This is a genomic window from Variovorax sp. GW821-FHT09D05 (assembly GCF_059416325.1).
In genome coordinates this window covers 99858-122245 of record NZ_JBWKOZ010000001.1, presented here as the reverse complement: position 1 = coordinate 122245, position 22388 = coordinate 99858, and the positions used below count along the sequence as shown (strand labels likewise).

Sequence of the window (22388 nt, the reverse complement as noted above, 5' to 3'; positions counted from 1 at the left end):
CGACATGAGAAGACTTTCCCGCCTTCAGGCCCTTTCGCTGCGCGCCCTGCCGGTGCTGGCTCTGTGCACCGCCACGCATTCCCCGTGGGCACAGACTGCCGCAGACCCTGGGGCCAGCGTGCAGATCTACGGCCTGCTCGATGCCTTCGTCGGATCGATGCAGCGCAGCGACGAGCCCGGCCGCACCAAGGTGCTCGGCAGCGGCGGCATGACGACGGCGTACTGGGGCGTACGAGGCAGCGAGAGCCTCGGCGATGGGCTGCAGGCGCAGTTCGCACTGGAAAGTTTCTTCCAGACCGACTCCGGCACCTTCGGGCGCAACACCACCGACCCGTACTTCTCGCGGAACGCGTGGGTGGGCCTGGCCGGCGGCTTCGGCCAGCTGTCGCTCGGCCGGCAGACCAATCCGATGTTCGTGGCCAGCGGTGCCTTCAATCCGTTCGGCGTGTCGCTGCAGTTCTCGCCCGTCATGCTCCACACATGGCAGCCCACGTACAACCGCGCCGTGCTCGGTGACAGCGTGTGGAGCAATGCCATCCAGTACACCTCGCCTACCGTCGCCGGGCTGCGCGCCAGCCTGCTCTACGGCATGGGCGAAGTGCAGGACCGCGAAGGCATCCGCAACCTGAACCTGACCCTCAACTACGCGGCCGGGCCCTTTGCCGCCGTGGTGTCTGTGCAGCAGGCCAAGACGGGCCCCGGCTTCACCACGACCATCGGCCGGCAGGACGCCGCGCTGATCGGCGCCTCCTACGACTTCAAGGCCGTGCAGCTGTACGGCCAGTTGCAGCGCACCCGCACGCCCGACATCCGCACTACCGCCAATACCGCGCAGCTGGGCGCGGCGGTTCCGGTGGGTGCAGGGCGTTTCCTCGCCTCGGTGGCGCGCACCGAGCGCAAGGTGACGGGCGCCGCCGAAACGCATCGCACCACCTGGACGGCCGGCTACGACCACTTTCTGTCAAAGCGGACCGACCTGTACGCGGTCTACATGCAAGACCGGCTGACCGGCTTTCGAAACAGCGGCAGTGTGGGTGTGGGCATGCGTCACCGTTTCTGAGCTGCATCGGCCACTGCATTGGCGCCGAGGTGCTGCTGCACGAGTTCGCGCAGCAGTTCCCCCATGGCCCGCTGCGTGCGCGTGACCGGCCTCTGCGAACTGGTCGCCAGCGCCAGCCGGCTGCGCAGACCGGGCTTGACGATGGGCCGGATCGCATAGCGCTGCGACCGTCCCGCGAGGGTGACCGCATTGCGCGACAGCACGGCATGGCCGGCGCCATCGGCCACCAGCGCGAGGATGGCCGGAACGCCGTCGATCTCCAGCGCGATCTGCGGCCGCCGGCCGATGGCGGCAAGCTCCGCCTCGACCAGCATGCGGATCGCATTGGGCCGGGTCGGGATCACCAGTTGCTGCTCGGCCAGCTGATGCAAGGCCAGTGGCGCGCCACGCCGCGCCGGCCCAGTGCCCTTGGTCGCGCTGACCAGGAACAGGTCTTCCTCCAGCACCGTCTCGCTGTCCACGTCGGGCGAAGGCTGCGGGTTGTAGAGCAGCGCAATGTCGAGCCGGCCGGTGAGTAGCGATTCCTGCATCGCCGTCGAGAGGTTCTCGGTGATCGACAGCGCCGCATCGGGCAGCCGCTCACGCACGGCTCGCACCAGCGGCACCGTCAGCACACCGGCCACGCTGGGCGGCAGGCCGACGGCGACCCGACCGGCCAGCGCATCCCGCATGAGGCTCATGTCTTCCCTTGCCCGCTCGACCTGGTGGAGGATGCCGCGGCCATGCTCCAGCAGGCGCTTGCCGGCATCGGTGGTCACCACGCCGCGGCCGTTGCGCACCAGCAGGTTCTGCCGCAGCTCCACTTCCAGTTGGCGCACCTGGCGGCTCAATGCGGGCTGCGCGATGTCGATGACGTCCGACGCGCGGGTGAAGCTGCCGAGTTCGGCCACGCGGATGAAGTACTCCAGTTGTTTCAGATCCATGCCCTGAGGCTATCGACATAACCGGTTATGAGCTATGCGTGTTTGTTCTATCCGGGCAGAGAAACACGACCAGTTGAAACAAGCCGCCGCACGACTCGCTCGCCACAATCGCGCGCATGCAGCATGAAGAACAGATTGCACTGATCCGACGCGCGCTCGCGCTGATCGAGACCGGCGGCAGCGAGCGCGGTGAGCCGGGCGTCAGTCCGGTGATGCGCTATCTCGATCCTGAACGCCATGAGCGGGAGGTCGAACGCATCTTCAGGCGCTATCCGCTGGCGCTGTGCCCTTCGGCGTCTCTCCCGAATGCCGGCGATTCGTTCGCCATCGACGTGGCCGGCATGCCGCTGGTGTTTGTGCGCGGGCAAGAAGGAGAACTCAACGGCTTCGTCAATGCCTGCCGCCACCGCGGCGCGCGGTTGAAGCCGCCCGGCGCATCGAATCAACGCGCCCTGATCTGCCCGTACCACAGCTGGACCTACGGGCTCGATGGCACGCTGCGCGGGCGCCCGTCGGCGGAAGACTTTCCGCATGCGCCAGCATCGGATTGCAGCCTGGCGCGCGTGCCGGTTGCCGAAGCGCTGGGCTTCGTCTGGGCAATCCCCCGTGTAGTGGCGAACGGCGAAAGCGCCAGGATCGACATCGACAACTGGCTGGGCCGCTTCGGCGCCGACCTGCGCTCATGGGGCTACGACAGCTGGGTGCCGTTTCACCAGCACGCCTTCGACAACGCGGCCAACTGGAAGATCCCTTTCGAGGCGAACCTGGAGACGTATCACTTCCAGTACGCGCACCGCAACAGCATCGCCGCGCTGTTCTACGACAACCTGCTGATGGCCGACCACGACCGGCAGCACCAGCGCCTGTTCCTGCCCAAGCGCAGCATCGAAGGCCTGCGCGGCACGCCCACGCAGGCATGGCAGGTGGGGCCGCACTCGAACATCATTTACTACTTCTTCCCGGCGACTTTCATCCTGCACGAGGGCGACCACGCCAACGCGTTCACCGTGCTGCCCGAATCGCCGGGCAGCTCGCGCGTGATCGCGAGCACGCTCGTTCCCGAACTGCCGAAGACCGAGAAGTCGGTGAACTACTGGCGCAAGAACGTCGAATCGTTCTGGGGCGCGCTCGACGAAGACTTCGCGCTCGGCGTTTCTGCGCAATCGACGCTCGCGAGCGGTGCACAGACATCGCTGTACTTCGGCGCGACCGAGTGGTGCTCGGCCAAGTTCCACGCGGACGTGGAAGCGGCACTCGCGAAGTAGCGCCTCAGGCTGCGGCGTTTGCCGCCACCGCAGCCTGTGCAGTCGGGTTCGGCGTGGGCTCGCCGATCTTGCGCAGCGTGTTGCGGTCGGTGTGGCTGAAGGGCTCGGGCTTTCCGAGCACGCTCAGCACCGTTTCAAGCTCGTACGACCAGCTGCCGTCGTCGTGGATGGTCACTTCGATGCTGTAGCGCAGCGTCTTGAACGCATGCTCCAGGAACGGATTGGCCACGATGCCGTTGGTCTCGCCGCCGCGCACCGCTTCGAGCCTGAAGCTGCGGTCTTCGGCCTTCGCGTGCCCCGTGGCCATGGCCGTGAGCCCGCGCGGGATCGACAGCGTCTGGATCAGCGCGCCCGTGGCGGGCTCCCACAGCCAGTAGCCGACCTGGTCATGAAAGGTTTCCACGTCGTCGGGCTTGACGATGCGCAGGTGGTAGCGCAGCCCGTAGAAGATCTGCGGCCCGTTGGTCTGCGCGTCGATGGGCTGGAACTCCGCATGCTCGATGTAGGCCTCGGCCTCGGGGCCGTCTTCCTTCGGGCTCACGTCGTGGCCGGCCTTGCCGATCCAGATGCCGGCCAGGCCCGTGAGCGGGCCGAGGTTGGCGAGCGTGTGCGGGTCGGGCTCGGGTTCCGTGTAGATATCGCGGGGAAACTGCTGTTCCATGTTCTTTCTCTTCCTGGGGTCTTCTGGCGTGGGTTGTCGGGAGTGTGGGAGTGTTATTGGTCGAGGCGGATGCCAACCTTGGCAATGATCGCACCCCATTTGCGGCCTTCGCTGTCGATGAAGGCCTTGAATTCTTCCGGCGAGCCGCCACCCGCCACCAGCCCCTGGTTGGCCAGCAGTTCGCGCACCGCCGGCTCCTGCAGCACGGCGTTGACGTCGGCATTGATGCGGCGCACCACCTCGGGTGGCGTGCCGCTGGCGGTGAACAAGCCGTTCCAGGCCAGCGACTCGAAACCCGGGTAGCCCGACTCGGCCACGGTGGGCAGGTCTTTCATGAGTTCAGAGCGCTTGGCGCTGGTCACGGCAATGAGCTTCACGCGCTGACCCTGGATCAGCGGCAGCAGCGCGGGCGCCACCGTGAACAGCGCCTGCGTGTCGCCGGCCGCCAGAGACAGCCCCGCGGGCGGCGAGCCCGAGTACGGCACGTGCACCGCCTCGATATGCGCCGCGCTGCGAAACAACTCCATCGTGAGATGCGACGAACTGCCCGCTCCCACCGATGCATAGCTGAACTTGCTGCCGCGCTTCTTCGCCCATTCGACGAACTCGGGCAGCGTGTTCGCGGGGTTGCCCGCCTGCACCGCCAGCACGTTGGGCTGCGAGGTCGTGAGCACGATTGGCACAAGGTCGCGCGCGGGCGCATAGGGCATGCGTGCGTACATGTAGGGGCCGAAGGCAATCGGGCCGTTGAAGCCGATGCCGAGCGTGTAGCCGTCGTGCGGCGCCTTGGCCACCGTGTCCATGCCGATCAGGCCGCCCGCGCCTGCCTTGGTCTCGACCACCACGGGCTGCTTCCACATCACGCGCAGGCGGTCGGCCAGCGTGCGCACGATCAGGTCGAGCGAGCTGCCGGCCGGTGCGGGCACGATCAAGCGCACGGGCTTGGCGGGCCAGTCCTGGGCCCAGGCGCCGGCGGCCAATAGGCCAGCGAGCAACAGCGTGGCGAGTTTGTTCTTCTTCACTTCGGTCCTTCGATGGATCGCTCGAGGTCGGGCGAAGGTATCACTGACGGTGCCGCGCCGCGTCGATCTGTGCATGGTTCGCCTCGGCCCAGCGGTCCACGGCGATCAGCGTCTTGCTCAATGACAGGCCGAGTGGGCTGAGCCTGTACTCGACGTGCGGCGGCACTGTCTGGTGGTCTTCGCGCAGCACCAGTCCGTTCAACTCCAGGTCGCGCAGGGTCTGCGTGAGCATCTTCTGCGAGATGCCGCCCACCTTGCGCAGCAGCTCGTTGTTGCGCTGCGGCTTGCCACGCAACAACGGAATGACCAGCAGCGCCCACTTGTTGGCAATGAGCTCCAGCACGCGGCGCGAGGGGCAGTCGGCGTTCCACACGTCGGCGGGTGCTGTCTCGGCTTCTTCCACAGGCGCGGACTTCTTCGATGGCGTCTTTGAATTTCCCATGGTTACCAAAAGGTGCGTACTTGTTGATCGGTGCCCGGCCCGGAATTATCCGGTTCAGCTCTACCCGCAACAGCATCGAAGGAGTTTTTTCATGGGTTGGATATTTCTACTGGCGGCAGGTCTCGTCGAGATCGCGATGGCCGCCGCACTCAAGCAATCGGAAGACTGGACGCGGCTCGTGCCGTCGGTCGTCGGCGTATCGACCGCGCTGCTCAGCATCTACCTGCTGGCCAGGGCGCTGCGCTACCTGCCGCTGGGCCCGGCCTACGCAATCTGGACCGGCATCGGCTCGGTGGGCGTGGTGCTGATGGGCGTTTTGTTCTTCGGCGAGGCCCTTTCCGCACCGCGAATGGCATGCATCGCGCTGGTAATCGGCGGTACCGTGGGCCTTCGATTCATCGAAGGCTGATGCGTGAAGCACACACATTCGTGACCACACGCAACCTGCGCACCAAAGATATGGAACTTCAGTATTCCTTACATGCTGAATCACAATCCGAAAGGCTCCCAGAGCCATTCAAATGAATTCGCGGTCTTTAACCATGTCGCGAATGGGCCGATTTTCTGGCTACTTCTAATCGCCACGGCATCGCGGCAAGATGCGCATCCGCCGATTCTTGCGTCACCCCGATTGCCCGAAGGAGCTTTCTCATGTTCGCTACCGCAGAACGCACCATCAAGACCCCCGGCCCCGACCATCCGATCACCATTGCACCCAACCCGCTTCGCGTGGTGGTGTCGGTCGATGGCTGCGTCGTCGCCGATACGCGCGAAGCGCTGACGCTGCGCGAGGCGCACTTCGGAACCGTGCACTACATACCCCGCAAGGACGTGAAGATGTCGCTGCTCGAGCGCACGTCTCATGCAACCTACTGCCCGTACAAGGGCGAGTGCAACTACTACAGCATTCCGGCCGGCGGCGAGCGCTCGGTGAATGCGGTGTGGACCTACGAGTCGCCGTACGAGCATGTCTCGCAGATCAAGGACTACGTGGCGTTCTATCCGGACCGCGTGGGGCCGATCGAAGAGCGCGTCTACTAGCTCGCCCCCTGGACAAACAAACAAACAAAAAGCCGGGCCCCGCTTTCGCAGGGCCCGGCTTTTATCTATGCGCGTTGCCGTTGTCGATTACAGCGGCAGAGCGTCACCACGAGCAGCAGCGCGGGCTGCGGCACGCACGGTGGAACGATCGACACCGCTTGCCAGCACCGGAGCGACACGCGAGGTCACGCCTTCGGCATACGGGTTCTCGCTGTGGGCGGCAGCCACCGCTTCAGCACGGACCGCAGCGCGGCTGGTCGTCGAGGCGATCAGTTGCACGGGGCCCGAGTTGGCGCCATCGGCGTAGGGGTTGCCGCTGCGTGCGGCCACCACGGCCTGGCTGGCAACGTCGGCGCGGCTGGTGGCCGAGGTCAGTTGATGCACACCGTCATAGCTTTCGGCATGAGCGGCACCGGCAGCAGCCAGCAGTGCGATGGAGATGGCGGAGAGGAGCTTCGAGGCGGTCATTTGGATTTCCTTCAATTCAGTTCTTTGCATACGGGATGGTTTCGAACCGGTCTTGGGTGGGTCACCGTCCCTTCGGGGGGCGGCCACCTCGCTCGGGGCCTGTTCATCCAGATTCGCTTGTGGGCTGGTCTGTGAAATGAATTTTGAGCCGATGAGTAGGTAAAAACCCGCAGCAAAAGGAACCGCGGCGTTCATGCGGCGGAAACAATCGCGCCGCGCCCAAGCCTATTTGCCCTCGGCACTGGCCACGTTCACCACGCCCTTCATCCCCGCGTCGTAGTGCCCCGCCTGCAGGCATCCGAAGTCGACCTTGCCCGCCTTGGTGAACTGCCAGACGACCTCGCCGGTCTTGCCTGGCGCGAGCGTCACCATGTTCGGCTCGGCGTGCTCCATCTCCGGGTTCTTCATCATGGCGGCGTAGTGCGCCTTCAGGTCCTGCTGGGTGCCGAGCACCAGTTCATGCTTCAGCTTGCCGGAGTTCCTGACCACGAAGCGCACGGTCTCGCCCTGCTTGACGCTGATGTCGGCTGGCGTGAAGCGCATGCCGTCGGTCATGTCGACCTGGACCGTGCGAGTCGCCTTGGTGGCCACGCCGGGTTTGCCGATAGCGTTGTCGTGCGTGCCCGATGCGGCGGCGCCTGTGACAGATGCGGCGAGCAACGTGGCGAAAGCGGTGGTGGTGAGGAATGCGCGTTTCATGAATGGTGTTCCTTGGGATGATGAATGGCGAGTGATGAGAACTGCACGCGCTGGATTCTGGAAAGCCCATCCGGCCATCGCCTGACGCGCGGATTACAAGAAAGCAATCTGCGCCCACGCCCGTAAGATGGCGCCCGCCCCTTGCCCGGAGCGAAGAAGATGTCCCACCCCGTCTACCTGTCCAGCTCGACCCTGCCCCGCATGCCCGAAGGCAGCCGCAACGAATGGCGCGGCTTCTTCGGCCATGGCGGGGAGATCGAGGCCAATGCCTTCTTTCCGTTGTTCTGGCGGGCGCTTTTCAGCGAGAGCGACATCCACCATGCGCGCTTCATCGACGCGTACGACATCGATGATGAAGACAGCGCCATCGAGCGCGAGGAATGCCTGGAAGAGTTCGGCGCCGACGCCGCCTACCCGTACCTCATCACCGACAAAACCTCCGCGCTGCAGCGGCTCGCATCGCGGCGCGAAGCCGTGATCGCGGCCATCGGCGAGCGCTACCGACCTCTCTACGAAGGCTTCGAAGCCTGGACCGCACGCGGCTTCGAGAGTCACATCCTGCTGCGGACCCAGGGGCTGCCTGATGCCGCCGATGCAGAGCCGTGGCTGCGCGCCGAGCTGGCCTCCATCGACCGCTTGAACGACAAGAAGGTGCTCGATGGGCTCATGTCGGATCTCTCGCGCCGCGATGCGGACGCGGTCTGGCAACTTGCGGGCATCGGCGCATCGCCGGACGACGCATGGCCCACGCCGGCGCTGAGAGCTCTCTTCCCCGACCCAAGGCAACGGAAGCCGCGAAAGCCGCAAACCCAGCAACAGATCGAGAAACACGAACGCGCATTGGCCGCGCAACGCAGCAGCAAGCCCAGGAGCTGGATCGACCCGGTGCTCGAATGGCTGGCCGTGGCGCTCGCCGCGGGCGCCACGCTGGGCACCTATGCGTTCACGCGGTCGGTCTGGCTCGCGTTGCTGGTTTTTCTCTGCGCGGCTCTGGCGCTGGGCTTCGGGGTCGCCAAGCTGCGCGGCCCGCGGTCGTGATGACGGCAAGAGAAACTATCGGGGCCCACCGCAGTCCCAGGCTGTTCAAGGAGCCCATCGACACCATGCGCAAATTCGCCGCGAGCACCCTCTTCCTTTCTCTTTTCGCTCTCGCGCACACCGGCAGCGCATCGGCCCAATCGCTGAGCTGCAACGGCTCGCTCTCGGGCGTCGGCGACTCCAAGTTCTCTGTGGTGCAGAAGTGCGGCGAGCCGATGTCGAAGGAGTTCGTCTGTGTGCCCCGCCCGCAGGTGGCGTGGGTGCTGTCGCCCTACCCCGGTGGCCCCGCGCAGCAAGTGATAACGCAGCAGTGCGTGCCGATGGAAGACTGGGTCTACCACCGCGGCCAGGGCAACTTCCTGGGCATCGTTCGCTTCTACAACGGCGCGGTGGAGTCGGTGCGCGACGGAGACCGGGTGCGGTAGCTCAGGGTGGCAGCAGCAGCGGCCCGCAGTTCTCTTCCGCCACGAACACCGCCACCAGCTTCGCAGGTTTCACCGGATCGGGGTTCTCCGCGAACAGATGCAGCGTGCGCGGCGGCTCGAAGAAGGTCTCGCCGGGCCTGTAGTCGCCTACCGGACCGCCGGCCAACTGCGAGCGCACCGTGCCTTCGAGAATGATGGCGGTCACCGAACCCGGATGCCTGTGGGCCGGCGAGTAGGCCATCGGCGGAAAGTCGACGAGGACGGTGGTGACTGACTTGCCCGGCACGTTGGGCAGCGCCTCGCAGGAGATCACCTTGGTCGAGGTCTGCGGTCGCGCCGCGGCGGCTGAGCCTTCCGGGGCCGGCGCCGATGCGAACATCGGTCGGCTCACGGCGCTGCAGATGTCGTCGATGAACTGCACGGTCGATTGCCTGCTCGCGTGCGGCAGCAATGCCCAACCCATGGCTGCAACAGTCAGCGCCGCAAGCCCGGCGCGCGCACGGTGGCGCAGGAAGAGAGACATCGCGTTCATGGCATGGCTCCTTGAGACAGCCGCGCATCGGCACGCCAGCCCAGCGTGCGCTTCGCCTTCTCGGTGCTGACCTCGGCGCCGTCTTCGGCGATGTTGAAGATGCCGCCGGTCGAACGCTGCAATGCCAGCAACGCAGCCCGCGCCGCGGCCGCGACGTGCAACGGGCTCGGGCCTTTGGGTGTATCGGTCGAAGTGTTCGGACCGTAGAGCTGCCCATAGCGCAGCACAGTGGCAGTCATGCCCTGCGCAGCCATCACGCATTTCTCCAGCGCAACCACGCCGTCGACGCTGATGCGGCGCACACCTTCCGCCTCCGTATCGAGCGGCTGCTCTTCCGTAAATGGCTTGGGGCCGGGTGCATAGGCCCAGGCGATGCTCTGCGCCACCAGCCGCTTCACACCCGAAGCCTGCGCGGCGGCCACGAGGTTGCGTGTGCCCTCGGTGCGCACACGCGCATTGAGGACCGCGGCGGCGGCCATTCGACTCGGGTCCAGGTCTTTGGGCAGGTCGGTGAGCTGATGGATCACGCCCCACGGCGCGATGCGCACCAGCGCGGCCCGCAGCGCCGCCGCATCGAACACGTCGACGACGACCGGATGCACGCCCTGCGCCTCCAGCACGCCCGCACGGTCAGCGCGACGCGTGCTGCCATGCACGGTATAGCCCGCTTCGATAAGCAACGGAACCAGCGCGGCGCCGACCGCTCCGGTGGCACCTGCCAAAAATACCTTCTCGCTCATTGCGCTTCTTCCTTCCAGGCTGTTTGGAAGGTCGATCATGGATTTACGATGCCCCATCGAAAAGAGCCAAGAATCTTGAAAATGACCAGGCCATGACGCCAAAGCTCGACCGCGCGAAAGAAACGCCACTGTTCCGCCAGATCTACGAGCGCTACCGAAGCGCCATCGAACAAGGCGCGCTGCGCCCCGGCGACCGCGTGGCATCGGCGCGCAGCCTGGCCGGTGAGCTCGGCGTGGCGCGCGGCACCGTCGAGACGGCCTACAACCAGCTGATGGGCGAAGGCTATTTTTCTTCGCGCGGGCAGGCGGGCACCGTGGTCTCGCCGTCGCTGCCGCTGCATCGGGCAGCACGGCGGGAGCCCCGGCGCACGGATGCACGGGCGTCCGGCGATGCTCTCAAACAGCCGGGCGAGCCGCCACCCATGCAGTTGGGCATTCCGGCGCTCGACGCGTTCCCGCGCAAGCTGTGGTCGCGCCTCACGGCCCGCCGTGCGCGGGCCACGAACGCGGCCGACATGTTCTACGGTGACCCTTGCGGCTACCCGCCGCTGCGCGAAGCCATCGCGGCCTATCTGCTGGTGTCGCGCGGCGTGTCGTGCCACGCCTCTCAGGTGCTGGTGACGGGCGGCTACCGCGCATCGCTCGCGCTCGTCGCGCGCACGCTGCTGAAGAAAGACGACCGCGTGTGGATCGAAGACCCGGGCTTTCCGCCGACGCAGGAAGTGCTACGCGCCGCCAGCCAGCGCACGGTGCCCGTGCCGGTGGACGAAGACGGCCTCGTCGTCGCGCGCGGCCTGCGCAAGGCACCGAAGGCACGCATGGCCGTCGTCACGCCCTCGCACCAGGCGCCGCTGGGCGTGTCGATGACGCTCGCGCGCCGGCTGCAGCTGCTCGAATGGGCCTCGCAGGCGAACGCATGGATCGTCGAGGACGATTACGACGGCGAGTACCGCTATGCCGGAGCGCCGCTGCCGGCGCTCAAGAGCCTCGACGGCCACGACCGCGTGCTGTACGCGGGCAGCTTCTCGAAGGTGCTCTACCCCGGGCTGGCGCTGGGCTACCTGGTCGTTCCCGAATCGCTGCGCGCGCGCTTCGAGGAAGCCGCGCGCACATGGTCGAACGGCAGTCCGCAGATCACGCAAGCCGTGGCGGCGGATTTCATGCGCGAGGGGCACTTCTCGCGCCACCTGAAGAAGATGCGCCTGCTCTATGCACGGCGGCGCGCAATGCTCGTGGCCGGCTTGCTGAAGGCCTTCGGCGACACGGTGCGCGTGGACCTGCGCAGTGGCGGCATGCACCTGATCGCGCGATTCGACGGGCGCCGTGAAGGCGATGTGGCGCTGGCCCGCCGCGCACAGCAGGCGGGGCTGAACTGCCAGCCGCTGTCGGCACGCGGCGTTGCGGGGCCTGCCGACCAGGGCCTGCTGATGGGCTTCACCAACATCGCCACCGCCGCTGAAGCGAACCGGCTCGCGGCGAAGCTGCGCGCGGCTTTCGGTTCTTCGGGTTGACTGGCGCTCAGGCCGTTTCGTCGTCGAGGACCGCGCTTCGATCCTTGATGCGCGTGACCTGCGACAGCACTGCGTCTGCAGGCGTCATGTCCGGCCGCTGGCCCTTGTAGACGGGCTGCTCGAACTTGCCGCCCGCATAGCGGTAGAGATAGCGCACCTCGACCAGCATGCCCACGGCCGGCAGCGCCTCGTTGGGCGGCACGGTCACGTTGCCCAGGTCGATCATCACGCCCGCCTCGTCGCGCAGCCCCACGGCCACCGAGCGCTGGGCGTTGACGCGGATCACCTCACAGGTCGCGCTCTGGTTGAACTTGAACTTCAGGCTGGTGGTGCTGCGGCCCGCGGAGAACGGCGCGTCGAGCGCCTTGAGCACGTAGCCTTCGCCATGCGCGGCCAGCAACTCGGCGGCGCGGCGGCGCTTGCCCTCGGCGGTAAGTTCGAGTTCGAGCACGGTCATCCACGAAACAAGCTCAGCGATCTTGCGTAGATGTCCGAAGCGCTCGATGAACGGCGCGGCGCGCAGGTCTTGCCCACCAAGTTCCAGCAGGTCGAAAGCCATGAAGGCATCGCCCACGTGCTCGCCGGCAACCACGGTGCGCCCCGCGGGCGCATCTGCAACGCCGATCCAGGCCTGCGGAATGTCGACGAACAGTCCGCGCCGGTTGGTGCCGCGCACCGCCTCGCCCTCGATCAGCAGGATGCGGTTCTCGCCATCGGCCTTTTCCTGCAGGCCCCAGCCCGGGTCGTCGAAGTAGCGCGCGGCCTGCTCTTCGAGGATCAGCGTGGGCAATTGCGGCAGCTCGCCGCTCATGCGGCCGGCTAGGTCGGTCGAGGTGTAGAGCGCGCCGGACTGGTCGGGCGTGTAGCCTTTCGACGTCTTTTCCCTCACGACCTTGTCGTAGATCTTCAGCGCCGCCTCGTAGGCGACCGGGCTGCTGGTCTTGGTGCCAGTGGAGAGCGTGCCGCCGCGCCGGCCGTTGCCGTAGTCGACCACCCAGCCATCGTCCTTGGGGCGCAGGTGCACCTGGTAGACCTTGTCCGAGCCCTGGCCCGTGAAGTAGAGAAAGCTCGACTGAGGGGTCTGTTCTGCATTCGGCATGAGAAAGATGTGCGGGGGTGAATCTCAGGCCGCGATGCTACACACGCGCAAATTGGCACGCATGGCCGCTAAGATGCGCAGCGAAACAAAAAGCACAAGCACCCAACCGAAGGCAGGGAGGCCTCCGCGTGAAGCGCATTCGCTCCGAGAAATTGATCCGCACGAAGCCGGGCACGACAGGCGCCGCAGGCTTCAGCACCGTGGAACTGTTCGCCCTGCCGGAAGCGCCGGGCCACGTGGTGCATGTGAGCACCAGCCGCGACGGGCTGCAGTGGAAGGAGACGGTCTACACGCCGTCGCCGCTGCCGCTGGAGGCCGCCAACGCCGCCTTCGAACGCGCCGTGGCAGCGCAGATCGCGCAGGGCTATGCGATCGAAGGGGCGGTCGCCAAGGCCGTCATCACCACCACTGCAACCGCCGTGCTCGCACACCCCGGCGACGCCGTGCTGCTGGCCAGCATCCGCCCCGATGCATGGCGCCTGCTGGCCCCTGTGCGCAGAAGCCGCGTGGTGTGGCGCATCGGCGAGCGCCGGCTGGCTGCAGCCGTGCCGCAACTTATCGACCACATCGAAACCGGCGAGCCGCTGCTCGACTACTGCATCGCCTGGGCCATCGGCCGCTGCGGCGACGGCGGTGCGTTCGAGGCGATGCGCGAACTCTCCCGGCGCGGCCGCACGCCCGTAGTCGCCCGCGCTGCGCGCTGGGCCGCGCTGAACCTTTGGCCTGCCGAACAACGCGCGGCCGAAACGGCGCGCATCGTGGACGACTGGCCCGCGCCGCTGCGCCGCGCCTGGGCCACCATGAGCGAGCTGCCCGTTGAACAAGCCATGCCGCTGCTTCGGCAGCACCTGGCCGACCCCGCGCTCTGGAATGGTCTGAAGTACGCGGCCTGGGTCGAGCAGCTGTTCGATCTCGCGCTGCTCGAAGGCCCGGCAACCGATGGACTCGCGCGCACGGCCCTGATGGAAATCGCACCGACGCTGCAACTCGCAGCCGGCAGCTTCCGCGCATGGCGCCGGCTGTACAAGGGCGCGGAGTTCGCGGGCGACTACGCCCTGCTCGGCGTGCTGCACCAGCGCCTCGAAACGCAGCGCGCGGCCTTCCGCACGGGTGGCCGCTGGGCGCAGGTCAATGGCCGCTATGTCGAGATAGCGAAGGAAATCGTGCGGCCCGACAGCCGCCTCGCCTACAGCCAGCGCACACGCGACTACCTGCGCCGCCGCACCTGGCGCAGCCTGCGCCGGCTGGCTCTGGCCGGCACGGCCGACGAGGCAAGCTGGCTGCAGCTGGCCATGGGCGTGCTGCTCGCGGCCGACGATGCCGAAGCCGGCACCGCCGGCCAGCAGCGCGAAACCCGCTGGACACCCGAGCCCCGCAGCTGGCACACCGGCCCCTACAGCCGCTGGCTGGTGCTGATGCAGCTGCTGCACCGCCATGACGCCGAATGGGAAGCCCAGCGCGGCGGCCTGCGCTGGCGCCGCAACACACCGCTGCCCGCGCAGCGCCTGAACCGCACCGAAGCCTGGCCCGCGCGCTGGGACCGCCATCCACGGGCCCTGCTGCAATTGATGCAGCAAGGCCGCTGCGGCGCAGTGCATGCCTTTGCGGCGCGCGCGCTGCAGGACAACAAGCCCTTCTGCGAGGCGCTCGAGGCGCCCGCCGTCTGGCGCCTGCTGGGCAGTACCTGGGACGACACCGCGCGCTTCGCCCTCGCCATCGCGCGCCAGCGCATCGCGACGGGTGCGCCGGCCCTGCCCTGGCTACCAGCCCTACTGAGCTCGCCGCTGGCCGAGGCCCGCGCCCTTGCGCTCGAATGCATCACGCAGGACCCGGGCCTCTACAGCCAGCAGGTCGACCTTCTGCTGATGCTGCTGACCTCGGCCGATGCCGAAGTGCGCCGCGCGTCGCGCCTGCTTCTGCAGGCCGCCGCCCCGAACCCGTCGACGCTCGATGCCCTGTGCGGCAGCCTGCTCGCATGGCTTTCGGCCTGCGATGCCGGGCAACCCGAGCTCGACGCCATCTGCGAGAACCTGCAGTGGGCCTTGCAAGGCCTGCTGCGCAACCCGGCCGCCAAGGCGCCGCTGCCCGAACTGCTCGCGCTCTTCGATCATGCAAGCCCTGACGTGGTGCGCACCGCCGCCGAATGGCTGCTGCTGCACCCGGCGTCGGTTCAGGGCCTGCCGGTGGGCGTGCTCACGCGCCTGCTGCAGTCCGACGACGAGCGTTTGCGCGGTGCCGGCGTGCGGCTGTTCACGGCCCTGCCCGACGCCACGCTGGTTACCCAGCCCGAGCTGTTCGCCGCCTTCTGCAGCAGCCCGATGCCGGCCGTGCGCGCAGCTGTCGCGCCCCGGCTCGCGCAGTTGCTGCCCACGCACCCGGACTTCGGTGCCGCGCTGATGCCGTTGCTGCGCGACGAACTGTTCCGCGCCGAAGCCGCCGAGGGCGTGTTCGATGCGCTGCTGCAATGGCTGTGCGGCCCGCTGGCCGAGCACACGCGCCGCGGCGAGCCCGCCGTCACGCTGCGCCTGCTCGAAGCGCGCAGCAAGGGCGCACAGCGCCTCGGCGCATGGCTGCTTCCCCAGCAAGACCCACAAGGCTTCGACGTACTGCAGACCGCCAGCCTCGGCCTCGTCGACACCGCCGCCGCACGCCGCTGGGCCATGGACCAGCTGGCCGCGAACCCTGAACGCACGCTGGCGCAGCTAGGCGATGCCCTGCGCATGTTCGACAGCCGCTGGGACGACGCGCGCGACTGGGCCCGCCAATGGTTCGGCGCGCAAAGCGGCGCGAGCCAGTGGACGCCGGCACTGCTGGTGCGCCTGTGCGACCACAAGGACGCAGGCGCCCAGCGCCTGGGCCGCGAACTGCTCACCACGCATTTCGACGTGACCGACGTCACCACCTACATGCTGCAGCTGAGCCAGCATCCCTCGCCCGGCATGCAGTTGTTCGTCACCAACTGGCTGGCCTCGGCCGCGAGCCAGAAGCCCGACGTGCTCGCGCGACTGGAGCCCTACTTTCTGAGCGTGCTGTCGCAGGCCAACCGGGGCCGGTTGGCCAAGGCACGAGTCATGCAGTTCCTGGCCGCGCAGGCGATGCATTCGGAAGACATCGCACGCATCGTCGCGCGCGTGTTCGCACGGCAGGCTGTCACTGGCGCCATCACCGAGCGCGCCCAGTACGTGGCCGGCCTGCGCAGCATCCAGGCCGCCTTCCCCGGGCTGGACAACCCATTGCAGACCGCTCCGGTGCGCAGCGTTGCGCCGCGCCGTGCACCGCCTGCAGCCCCCACCGGAGGGCCCGCCGCATGAGATTCCAGTACCGCTACTTCGGCCACTCGGGCGCACAGCACACCGCGAACAGCACGGCGCTGCAGTTCGCGCCCGACACGCTGCGCGCGCCGGTTCACTTCGTCGCCGACATCAACCGGCACCTGCCGTTTCGCGAAGGTATGTCGGCGCTGCACGACGTGGTGGTGGGCGACCTGCGATTCAAGCCGCGCGACAAGAGCGCGTACCTCGAATGGCTGGCCGGGCAAGAGAACGAATTGCTCGCGCAGTTCATGGCGCGCAGCGACCAGCTCAAGGCGCAGATGGCGCCCATCAGCAACGAGCTGGCCGAGCTGCGCAAGAGCAAGCGGGCCGTGCTGCAGCCCTTCATGAACGCGCAGCAGCGCTACTTCGACCACATCTACAAGGTCAACCGCGAAGCCTGGTTCGTGCTCGACCCGGTGATCACGGTGCACCCCGACCGCGTGTTCTTCGAGTGCTTCAGCCAGGACGAGTCGAGCTACGGCATGTTCTCGTGCAGCCACGACATCTTCGACCGCGTGAGCGACCATGCCTTCGGCACCACCAACGTCGACTACTCCGAATCGCTGTACGACGAGTTCCAGAAGATCCGCGACTACAAGACCACCCGCCTGGCCATCGACCCCGGCGGCTTCCAGGTGCAGAGCGACAACGACCCGGCCTTCCACGAGCCGAAGATCGACGTGCCCGACAGCTGGGTGCGCGGCTTCCTGCAGGTGAGCAGCGCGATGCTGCTGCCCGCGCAGCGGCTGCAGCTGCACCCGATGGACGTGCACAACATCTGCCTCGTGCTGCGCCGGCGCAAGGAGCGCGTGGGCCCGCGCTCCTTGCGCTTCATCCTGCGGCCGGGGCAGCCGGTGCGCATCCTGTTCGAGCCCTGGGGCCACGAGCTGGTGTGCCCGCGCTCCACGCACAGTGCCACCTCCGACATCGACATCCGCGTGTGGGGCCGGCGCCGCCTGCTGCAGCTCGAACGCCTCGTGCCGGTGGCGCAGGGCTTCACGGTGCACCTGCTGGGCACGGGCATGCCGAGCTTCTGGGTAGCGCAACTGCCCGATATGGAATTCACGCTCGGCCTCTCGGGCTGGACCGCCAACGACTGGTCGCGCAACGGCCACTTCGAGCTGCTGCAGCCGCGCCACACGGTCGACCAAGACAGCCAACTGCGCGTGTTCGCGGCGCTGGGCGAACGCTGGCGCGCCACTACGGCCGAGCTGGCAGCGGCCACCGGCCTGTCGACCCTCACGGTCGATGCAGCCCTCGGCGGCTATGTGCAGGCCGGACGCGTGGTGTACGACCTTGCGCACGGCGTGTGGCGGCTGCGCGAGCTGAGCCGCGAGCCGCTGCCCATGGACAAGCTGCGCTACGCCAGCCCCGAGGAAGAGGCAGCGGCCGAACTGGTGCAGGCGCGCCGCATCGCCAACGTGAAGACGCTGGCTCGCCCCGACGGCGGCCTCACGCTGAGCGGCAAGTGCAAGGGCGCTTCGGGGCAGCGCGAATACCTCATGAGCCTGCAGCTCGACGCCGACCAGCGCGTGGCCTCGGGCGACTGCCAGTGCTCCCACTTCATCCGCCACCGCATGACCAAGGGCCCGTGCGAGCACATGCTCGCGCTGCGACTGTCGGCCAATCCGGCAGCAACATCGACCGATCAGGAAAGGACCACCGCACACATCGGCTGATACACTGTTTTTTGCGAACGGAGCGGGAAGGCTCTTGCAATCCGGACGGCGTATCGCCGTCCTCGTACACAGCACTTCCCAAGCGTCACTGGACGTCTCTTCACTGTGCCGTATGGCCATGGTGACGCGATAACAGTGCGGCTTCCTCGAAGCTCATCGGCGTCACCATGGCCATACGGCGTCGAGTGGAGCCCTCCAGTCCCGAGGCTCTTCGACGAGATTCCCGCTTCGTTCGCAATTTTTCTGATTCATCATCAGCAGTGCATCGGCCAGTGGCGCAGCGCCATGACCATGCAGTCTCCCGCCTCCTCTTCTTCCATTCCCGACTCGGCACTCACGCGCGAGGAGCTGTACGAGCGCATCCGCAAAGGCTCCAAGCAGGAAGTCGTCCTCGAGGAAATGCAGCGCCTCGGCTTCTGGCCGCAGGACGCGGCGCAGCCGACGGTCGAAGCCCAGTTGATCCGCCGCGAAAGCGAACTGCAGACGGCGCTCTCCAAGCTCGGCGACGAACTGCGCGGCATCGAGGACCGTGACAGGGCCCTGAAGACGATGCGCCAAGAACGCATGGCCAAGGCCCGCGAACGCCGCGAGGAAACCCGCCAGCGCCTCGCACAAGGCCGCCATGCGCGAGCCGTGGCGTGGCATGAGCGGCGTCAGCGCGAGCTGCTCTACGTGGGCGACGGCGTTTCGGGCGGCCTCAACGAAGCGCACAGCGACAGCCAGGCACTGGCCCGCAACGCCCTGCCCGCGCTGGACCACGCAGGCGACCTGGCGCAGGCGATGGGCATCGGCCTCGGCGAGCTGCGTTTTCTCGCCTGGCACCGCGACGTGGCGAGCGTGAGCCACTACCAGCGCTTCACCATCGCCAAGAAGAGCGGCGGCGAGCGCCACATCTCCGCGCCCATGCCGCGCATGAAGCGTGCGCAGTACTGGGTGCTCGACAACATCCTCGCGAAGATGCCGGTTCACGAGGCCGTGCACGGCTTTCTGCCGGGTCGCTCGATCCTCACCAATGCCGCGCCGCACGTGGGCCAGGATGTGGTGATCAATCTCGATCTGAAGGACTTTTTTCCCTCCATCGGCATGCGCCGCGTGCGCGGCGTGTTCCGCCAGCTCGGCTATTCGTCGCAGGTGGCGAGCCTGCTGGCGCTGGTGTGCACCGAGGCGCCGACCGACGAAGTGCAGCTCGACGGCCGGCGCTACTTCGTCGCGCGCGGCGAACGCGTGCTACCGCAGGGCGCACCCACCAGCCCGATGCTGACCAACCTGCTGTGCCGCCGCCTCGACGCGCGGTTGGCCGCGAGTGCCGCCAAACTGGGCTTTCGCTACACACGCTATGCGGATGACCTGAGCTTCTCGGCCGACCCCGAGCACAGCCGCGACACCGGCAAGCTGCTGTGGCGCGTGAAGCAGATCGTGGCCAGCGAAGGCCTCACGGTGCACCCGGACAAGCAGCAGGTCATGCGCAAGCACCAGCAGCAGCATGTGACGGGCATCGTGGTGAACGACAAGCTCTCGATCGACCGCGACACCCTGCGGCGTTTTCGCGCCGTGCTGCACCAGGCGGAGCGGCACGGACCGCAGGGCCTGCAATGGAACGGCAACAGCGACGTGATCGGCGCGCTGCGCGGCTACGCGAACTTCATCGCGATGACCGACCCGGCGCGTGGCGAGCCGTACCTGCAGCGCGTGCGTGCGCTGGCTGCCAAGCACCAACGAAGCGGTACAGCGACACCTGCAGTCCCGCAGGCCTCTCAACGCAAGCTCCCTGCAGGTGAGTTCCGCAAGCAATCCGCCGTAGGCAAGGCGCCCTGGCCCGCATGGTGGCAGCCGACAGAGGCGCCCGCACCGGTGCTGGAAAAAACCGCCGAGCAACTGGCGGAAGAGAAAAAAGCACAGCGCGAAGCGGCACGGCCCCAGCCAGCCAAGCCCGCAACACCTGCAACGGCCCGCACGACCACCGCGGCACCGCCGCCCGGGCAAGCCGCCGCGCAGGTGCCAAGCCTCGCCTCCCAACTCGGCTGGATCTTCAGCGTGATGCTGCAGGCTCTCTACGTTGTCAGCGTCTTCCTCGCGGGCACCAGCCCGCTGATCTGGCTGCTGACGGGCGGCGTGGCGATCAGCAACTTCGTGCAGCGCAAGCCCGGCTGGCTGCGCTTCATCGCGGCCGTCTTCGTGTCTTCGTTGCTGGCGTCGATCGTGCACGGCATGAAGAACTGACGCGTTGCATGCGCCAAAACCACACGCCACTTCACAGCACGCGGCAAGCCCGCTACATTCGCTCCTTCGACAACCACACAGAAAGCGGAGGTGCGCGATGGAAGACGCTGTAATTCATGCCCCCATGCACGTGCGGTTTGTCGGGCCTCATCTGAACAGCTGATCGTTCACGCGTCTATCGCGTAGCCAGTCTGCCCCGCGCGGCCTCCCAGCCGTCGCGACGCCCCCAAGCCGCCCCGATTCAAACGCCGCCACCGGCACGCATGTGCCGGCGGCGCCCCGTTCATTTGTCGAATCAAGGCCAACGACCATGCTCGAAACCCGTGCCGCATCCGCGCGGCATACCGTGACCACTGTTTTCGATCCCCAGTGCGCGAGCGAAGCCGACTGGGGCAACTTCCTCGCGTACTGGCGCCTGCGCGCCGAAGAAGACTTTCCCGGCGACCCCATCGCTCCCGATGCCGACACCCGGTACAACGTGCAGCAGCCCAACCCGCTGTATGTCTTTCATCGCGTGCTGGCCGTCGGCGAGCACGGCGAATTCATCGGCAGCCTGAGCGCGAGTTTTCGCCGCGAAGGCACGCCGGAGTACGAGGCGTTCGTGCCGTTCCTCGAAGCCTGGGGCGGCGTGCTGCGTCCGCACCGGCGCCGCGGCGTGGCAAGCGCACTGCTTCGCACATTGCTGGCGCTGATGGAGGCGCACGGCAAGTCCGTTGCGACGATCAAGGCGCACCTGCCCGAAGGCCACGCCTTCCTGCAGGCCATCGGCGCTGTCGAGAAGCACCGCATCGTCGAGAATCGCATGGCCTTCGCCGGCCTCGACTGGCAGGCGCTCGCGCGCTGGCGTGCCGAAGGCTTCGCACCCGCCCACGGTCTGCGCGCCGAGGTGCACGCCGGCCGCGTGCCCTTCGAACGGCTCGCGACGCTGATGGCGCCGCTGTCCGTGCTGCTGAACGACGCGCCCACTACCAACCTCGAACGGCCGCCGATGCGCTACGACCTGGAAGACTTCCCTCCCTGGTACGCCGACATGGACCGCCGAGGCGGCGATCACTTTCTCGTGCTGCTGCTCGACGGCGACGAAGTGGTCGCGGTGTGCGACGCCGCCTGGAACCAGCGCTTCCCCGACCGCATGCACCAGCGGCTCACAGCCGTGGCGCGGCGCTGGCGTGGCAAGGGCCTGGCCAAGGGCGTGAAGGCCGCCATGCTGCAGCTCGTGCGCGAGCACCATCCCGAGGTCGCGATGGCCTTTACCCACAACGCCGAGGTCAACGAGCCCATGCTCTCCATCAACCATCGGCTCGGCTATGCCGCGCACAGGCATGATGGGCTCTACCAGATCGGCACGGAAAGCCTGAGAACCTTCCTCCAGGAGACACGTTCATGAAAGCACCCCAGCGACTGCAGGCACTGATCGACGAAGGCCTGATCGACACCGTGGTGCGCCAGCTCATGAGCGGCAAGGAAGCCATGGTCTACGTCGTGCGCTGCGGCGACGAGACGCGCTGCGCCAAGGTCTACAAGGAGGCCAACAAGCGCAGCTTCCGTCAGGCCGTCGATTACACCGAGAACCGCCGCGTCAAGAACACCCGCGAGGCGCGCGCCATGGCCAAGGGCACGCGCTTCGGCCGACAGGTGACCGAGGCCATCTGGCAGAGCGCCGAGGTCGATGCGCTCTACCGCCTGGCCGCCGCGGGCGTACGCGTGCCCACGCCGCACAACTTCCTCGAAGGCGTTCTGCTGATGGACCTGGTGACCGACGCCAACGGCGATGCCGCCCCGCGCCTGAACGACGTGGCCTTCTCGCCCGAAGACGCGATACGCCACCACGCCAGCCTGCTGAAGGAAGTGATGCGCATGCTGTGCGCCGGCATCGTGCACGGCGACCTCTCGGAGTTCAACGTGCTGCTGGCCGAAGACGGCCCCGTGATCATCGACCTGCCGCAGGCGGTGGACGCCGCGGGCAACAACCACGCGCGGCGCATGCTGCTGCGCGACGTCGGGAACCTGCGCGACTTCTTCGGCCAGTTCGCGCCCGCGCTGCTGCGTACGCACTACGGCGACGAGATCTGGCACCTCTACGAACGCGGCCTGCTGCGCCCCGAGACGGAGCTGACGGGCGCGTTCGTGCACGAGACCGGCCCGGTCGACCTGCGCAACGTGCTGCGCGAGGTGGACGACGCACGCGAGGAAGAAGCGGCGCGGCGCCTGCGCATGCAGACGCCGCGACAATAGCGGGCTCACGATGC

Annotated in this window: 21 protein-coding genes; 12 read left to right on the top strand and 9 right to left on the bottom strand. The window is 67.3% G+C overall.

Annotation, left to right across the window (positions count from 1 at the left end; genetic code table 11):
• Window positions 1-4: 4 nt before the first annotated feature.
• A complete protein-coding gene (locus AC07O3_RS00555) occupies window positions 5-1060 on the top strand; it encodes a porin (protein ID WP_495338314.1) in 1056 nt (351 codons plus the stop codon).
• Here the strand turns inward: AC07O3_RS00555 and AC07O3_RS00550 are convergent.
• Complete coding sequence (locus tag AC07O3_RS00550; protein WP_093052508.1) at window positions 1048-1983, bottom strand: LysR substrate-binding domain-containing protein; 936 nt, start codon at window positions 1981-1983, stop codon at window positions 1048-1050. The two genes, AC07O3_RS00555 and AC07O3_RS00550, sit on opposite strands and share 13 nt — an antisense overlap.
• A gap of 116 nt (window positions 1984-2099) precedes the next feature.
• On the opposite strand from AC07O3_RS00550, the gene AC07O3_RS00545 reads away from it, so the two are divergent.
• A complete protein-coding gene (locus AC07O3_RS00545; RefSeq protein WP_495338313.1) occupies window positions 2100-3248 on the top strand; it encodes an aromatic ring-hydroxylating oxygenase subunit alpha in 1149 nt (382 codons plus the stop codon).
• A gap of 4 nt (window positions 3249-3252) precedes the next feature.
• Here the strand turns inward: AC07O3_RS00545 and AC07O3_RS00540 are convergent, their stop codons facing one another.
• From AC07O3_RS00540 to AC07O3_RS00530, 3 genes are read right to left on the bottom strand one after another with little or no spacing between them, the layout of a single operon-like run.
• Window positions 3253-3909, bottom strand: a complete 657-nt coding sequence (locus AC07O3_RS00540) for an FABP family protein (RefSeq protein ID WP_495338312.1) — start codon at window positions 3907-3909, stop codon at window positions 3253-3255.
• A 53-nt stretch (window positions 3910-3962) separates the two neighbouring features.
• Window positions 3963-4931 carry a Bug family tripartite tricarboxylate transporter substrate binding protein gene (locus AC07O3_RS00535; RefSeq protein ID WP_495338311.1) on the bottom strand — a complete coding sequence of 323 codons (969 nt, stop codon included), beginning with the start codon at window positions 4929-4931 and terminating at the stop codon, window positions 3963-3965.
• Between the two features lie 40 nt (window positions 4932-4971).
• On the bottom strand, window positions 4972-5373 hold the full coding sequence (locus AC07O3_RS00530; RefSeq protein WP_256328894.1) for a winged helix-turn-helix transcriptional regulator: 402 nt from the start codon (window positions 5371-5373) through the stop codon (window positions 4972-4974).
• 91 nt (window positions 5374-5464) lie between these two features.
• Between AC07O3_RS00530 and AC07O3_RS00525 the strand changes: the two genes are divergently transcribed.
• Both AC07O3_RS00525 and AC07O3_RS00520 read left to right on the top strand, forming a co-directional pair.
• Window positions 5465-5782, top strand: a complete 318-nt coding sequence (locus tag AC07O3_RS00525; RefSeq protein WP_097199444.1) for a DMT family transporter — start codon at window positions 5465-5467, stop codon at window positions 5780-5782.
• 242 nt (window positions 5783-6024) lie between these two features.
• Window positions 6025-6414: a DUF427 domain-containing protein gene (locus AC07O3_RS00520; protein ID WP_093052527.1), complete on the top strand. Its 390-nt coding sequence runs from the start codon at window positions 6025-6027 to the stop codon at window positions 6412-6414.
• An 87-nt stretch (window positions 6415-6501) separates the two neighbouring features.
• Here the strand turns inward: AC07O3_RS00520 and AC07O3_RS00515 are convergent, their stop codons facing one another.
• Complete coding sequence (locus tag AC07O3_RS00515; protein WP_426392524.1) at window positions 6502-6882, bottom strand: helicase SNF2; 381 nt, start codon at window positions 6880-6882, stop codon at window positions 6502-6504.
• A 225-nt stretch (window positions 6883-7107) separates the two neighbouring features.
• Window positions 7108-7581 carry a cupredoxin domain-containing protein gene (locus AC07O3_RS00510; protein WP_495338310.1) on the bottom strand — a complete coding sequence of 158 codons (474 nt, stop codon included), beginning with the start codon at window positions 7579-7581 and terminating at the stop codon, window positions 7108-7110.
• A 159-nt stretch (window positions 7582-7740) separates the two neighbouring features.
• Between AC07O3_RS00510 and AC07O3_RS00505 the strand changes: the two genes are divergently transcribed.
• Window positions 7741-8619 carry a hypothetical protein gene (locus AC07O3_RS00505; protein ID WP_495338309.1) on the top strand — a complete coding sequence of 293 codons (879 nt, stop codon included), beginning with the start codon at window positions 7741-7743 and terminating at the stop codon, window positions 8617-8619.
• Window positions 8620-8684: 65 nt separating this feature from the next.
• Window positions 8685-9044 (top strand): DUF2845 domain-containing protein, encoded by a 360-nt coding sequence (locus tag AC07O3_RS00500; protein WP_354338346.1) that lies wholly within the window; start codon window positions 8685-8687, stop codon window positions 9042-9044.
• Window position 9045: 1 nt separating this feature from the next.
• Here AC07O3_RS00500 and AC07O3_RS00495 read toward each other — a convergent pair whose 3' ends face one another.
• Together AC07O3_RS00495 and AC07O3_RS00490 are read right to left on the bottom strand one after the other, a co-directional pair.
• Window positions 9046-9576 carry a cupin domain-containing protein gene (locus tag AC07O3_RS00495; RefSeq protein WP_440534113.1) on the bottom strand — a complete coding sequence of 177 codons (531 nt, stop codon included), beginning with the start codon at window positions 9574-9576 and terminating at the stop codon, window positions 9046-9048.
• Window positions 9573-10316 (bottom strand): NAD-dependent epimerase/dehydratase family protein, encoded by a 744-nt coding sequence (locus tag AC07O3_RS00490; protein ID WP_495338308.1) that lies wholly within the window; start codon window positions 10314-10316, stop codon window positions 9573-9575. Before AC07O3_RS00490 ends, AC07O3_RS00495 begins: the two co-directional genes overlap by 4 nt.
• Window positions 10317-10408: 92 nt before the next feature.
• On the opposite strand from AC07O3_RS00490, the gene pdxR reads away from it, so the two are divergent.
• Window positions 10409-11827 (top strand): MocR-like pyridoxine biosynthesis transcription factor PdxR, encoded by a 1419-nt coding sequence (gene pdxR, locus AC07O3_RS00485; RefSeq protein ID WP_495338307.1) that lies wholly within the window; start codon window positions 10409-10411, stop codon window positions 11825-11827.
• A 7-nt stretch (window positions 11828-11834) separates the two neighbouring features.
• On the opposite strand, the gene AC07O3_RS00480 is transcribed toward pdxR, so the two are convergent.
• On the bottom strand, window positions 11835-12926 hold the full coding sequence (locus tag AC07O3_RS00480; protein WP_495338306.1) for a hypothetical protein: 1092 nt from the start codon (window positions 12924-12926) through the stop codon (window positions 11835-11837).
• Window positions 12927-13054: 128 nt separating this feature from the next.
• Here AC07O3_RS00480 and AC07O3_RS00475 point away from each other — a divergent pair, with 128 nt between their 5' ends.
• The 5 genes from AC07O3_RS00475 (at window position 13055) to AC07O3_RS00455 (ending at window position 22374) form a co-directional block, all read left to right on the top strand.
• Window positions 13055-16237 (top strand): hypothetical protein, encoded by a 3183-nt coding sequence (locus AC07O3_RS00475; protein ID WP_495338305.1) that lies wholly within the window; start codon window positions 13055-13057, stop codon window positions 16235-16237.
• Window positions 16234-17919 carry a hypothetical protein gene (locus tag AC07O3_RS00470; protein ID WP_093176531.1) on the top strand — a complete coding sequence of 562 codons (1686 nt, stop codon included), beginning with the start codon at window positions 16234-16236 and terminating at the stop codon, window positions 17917-17919. The genes AC07O3_RS00475 and AC07O3_RS00470 overlap by 4 nt, the downstream gene beginning before the upstream one ends.
• A 285-nt stretch (window positions 17920-18204) precedes the next feature.
• Entirely contained in the window at window positions 18205-20139 is a 1935-nt protein-coding gene (locus AC07O3_RS00465; RefSeq protein ID WP_495338304.1) for a reverse transcriptase family protein, read from the top strand.
• Between the two features lie 310 nt (window positions 20140-20449).
• Window positions 20450-21526 carry a GNAT family N-acetyltransferase gene (locus AC07O3_RS00460; RefSeq protein WP_495338303.1) on the top strand — a complete coding sequence of 359 codons (1077 nt, stop codon included), beginning with the start codon at window positions 20450-20452 and terminating at the stop codon, window positions 21524-21526.
• Window positions 21523-22374, top strand: coding sequence for a PA4780 family RIO1-like protein kinase (locus AC07O3_RS00455; RefSeq protein WP_495338302.1), 852 nt, complete (start codon window positions 21523-21525; stop codon window positions 22372-22374). Before AC07O3_RS00460 ends, AC07O3_RS00455 begins: the two co-directional genes overlap by 4 nt.
• Window positions 22375-22388 lie beyond the last annotated feature (14 nt).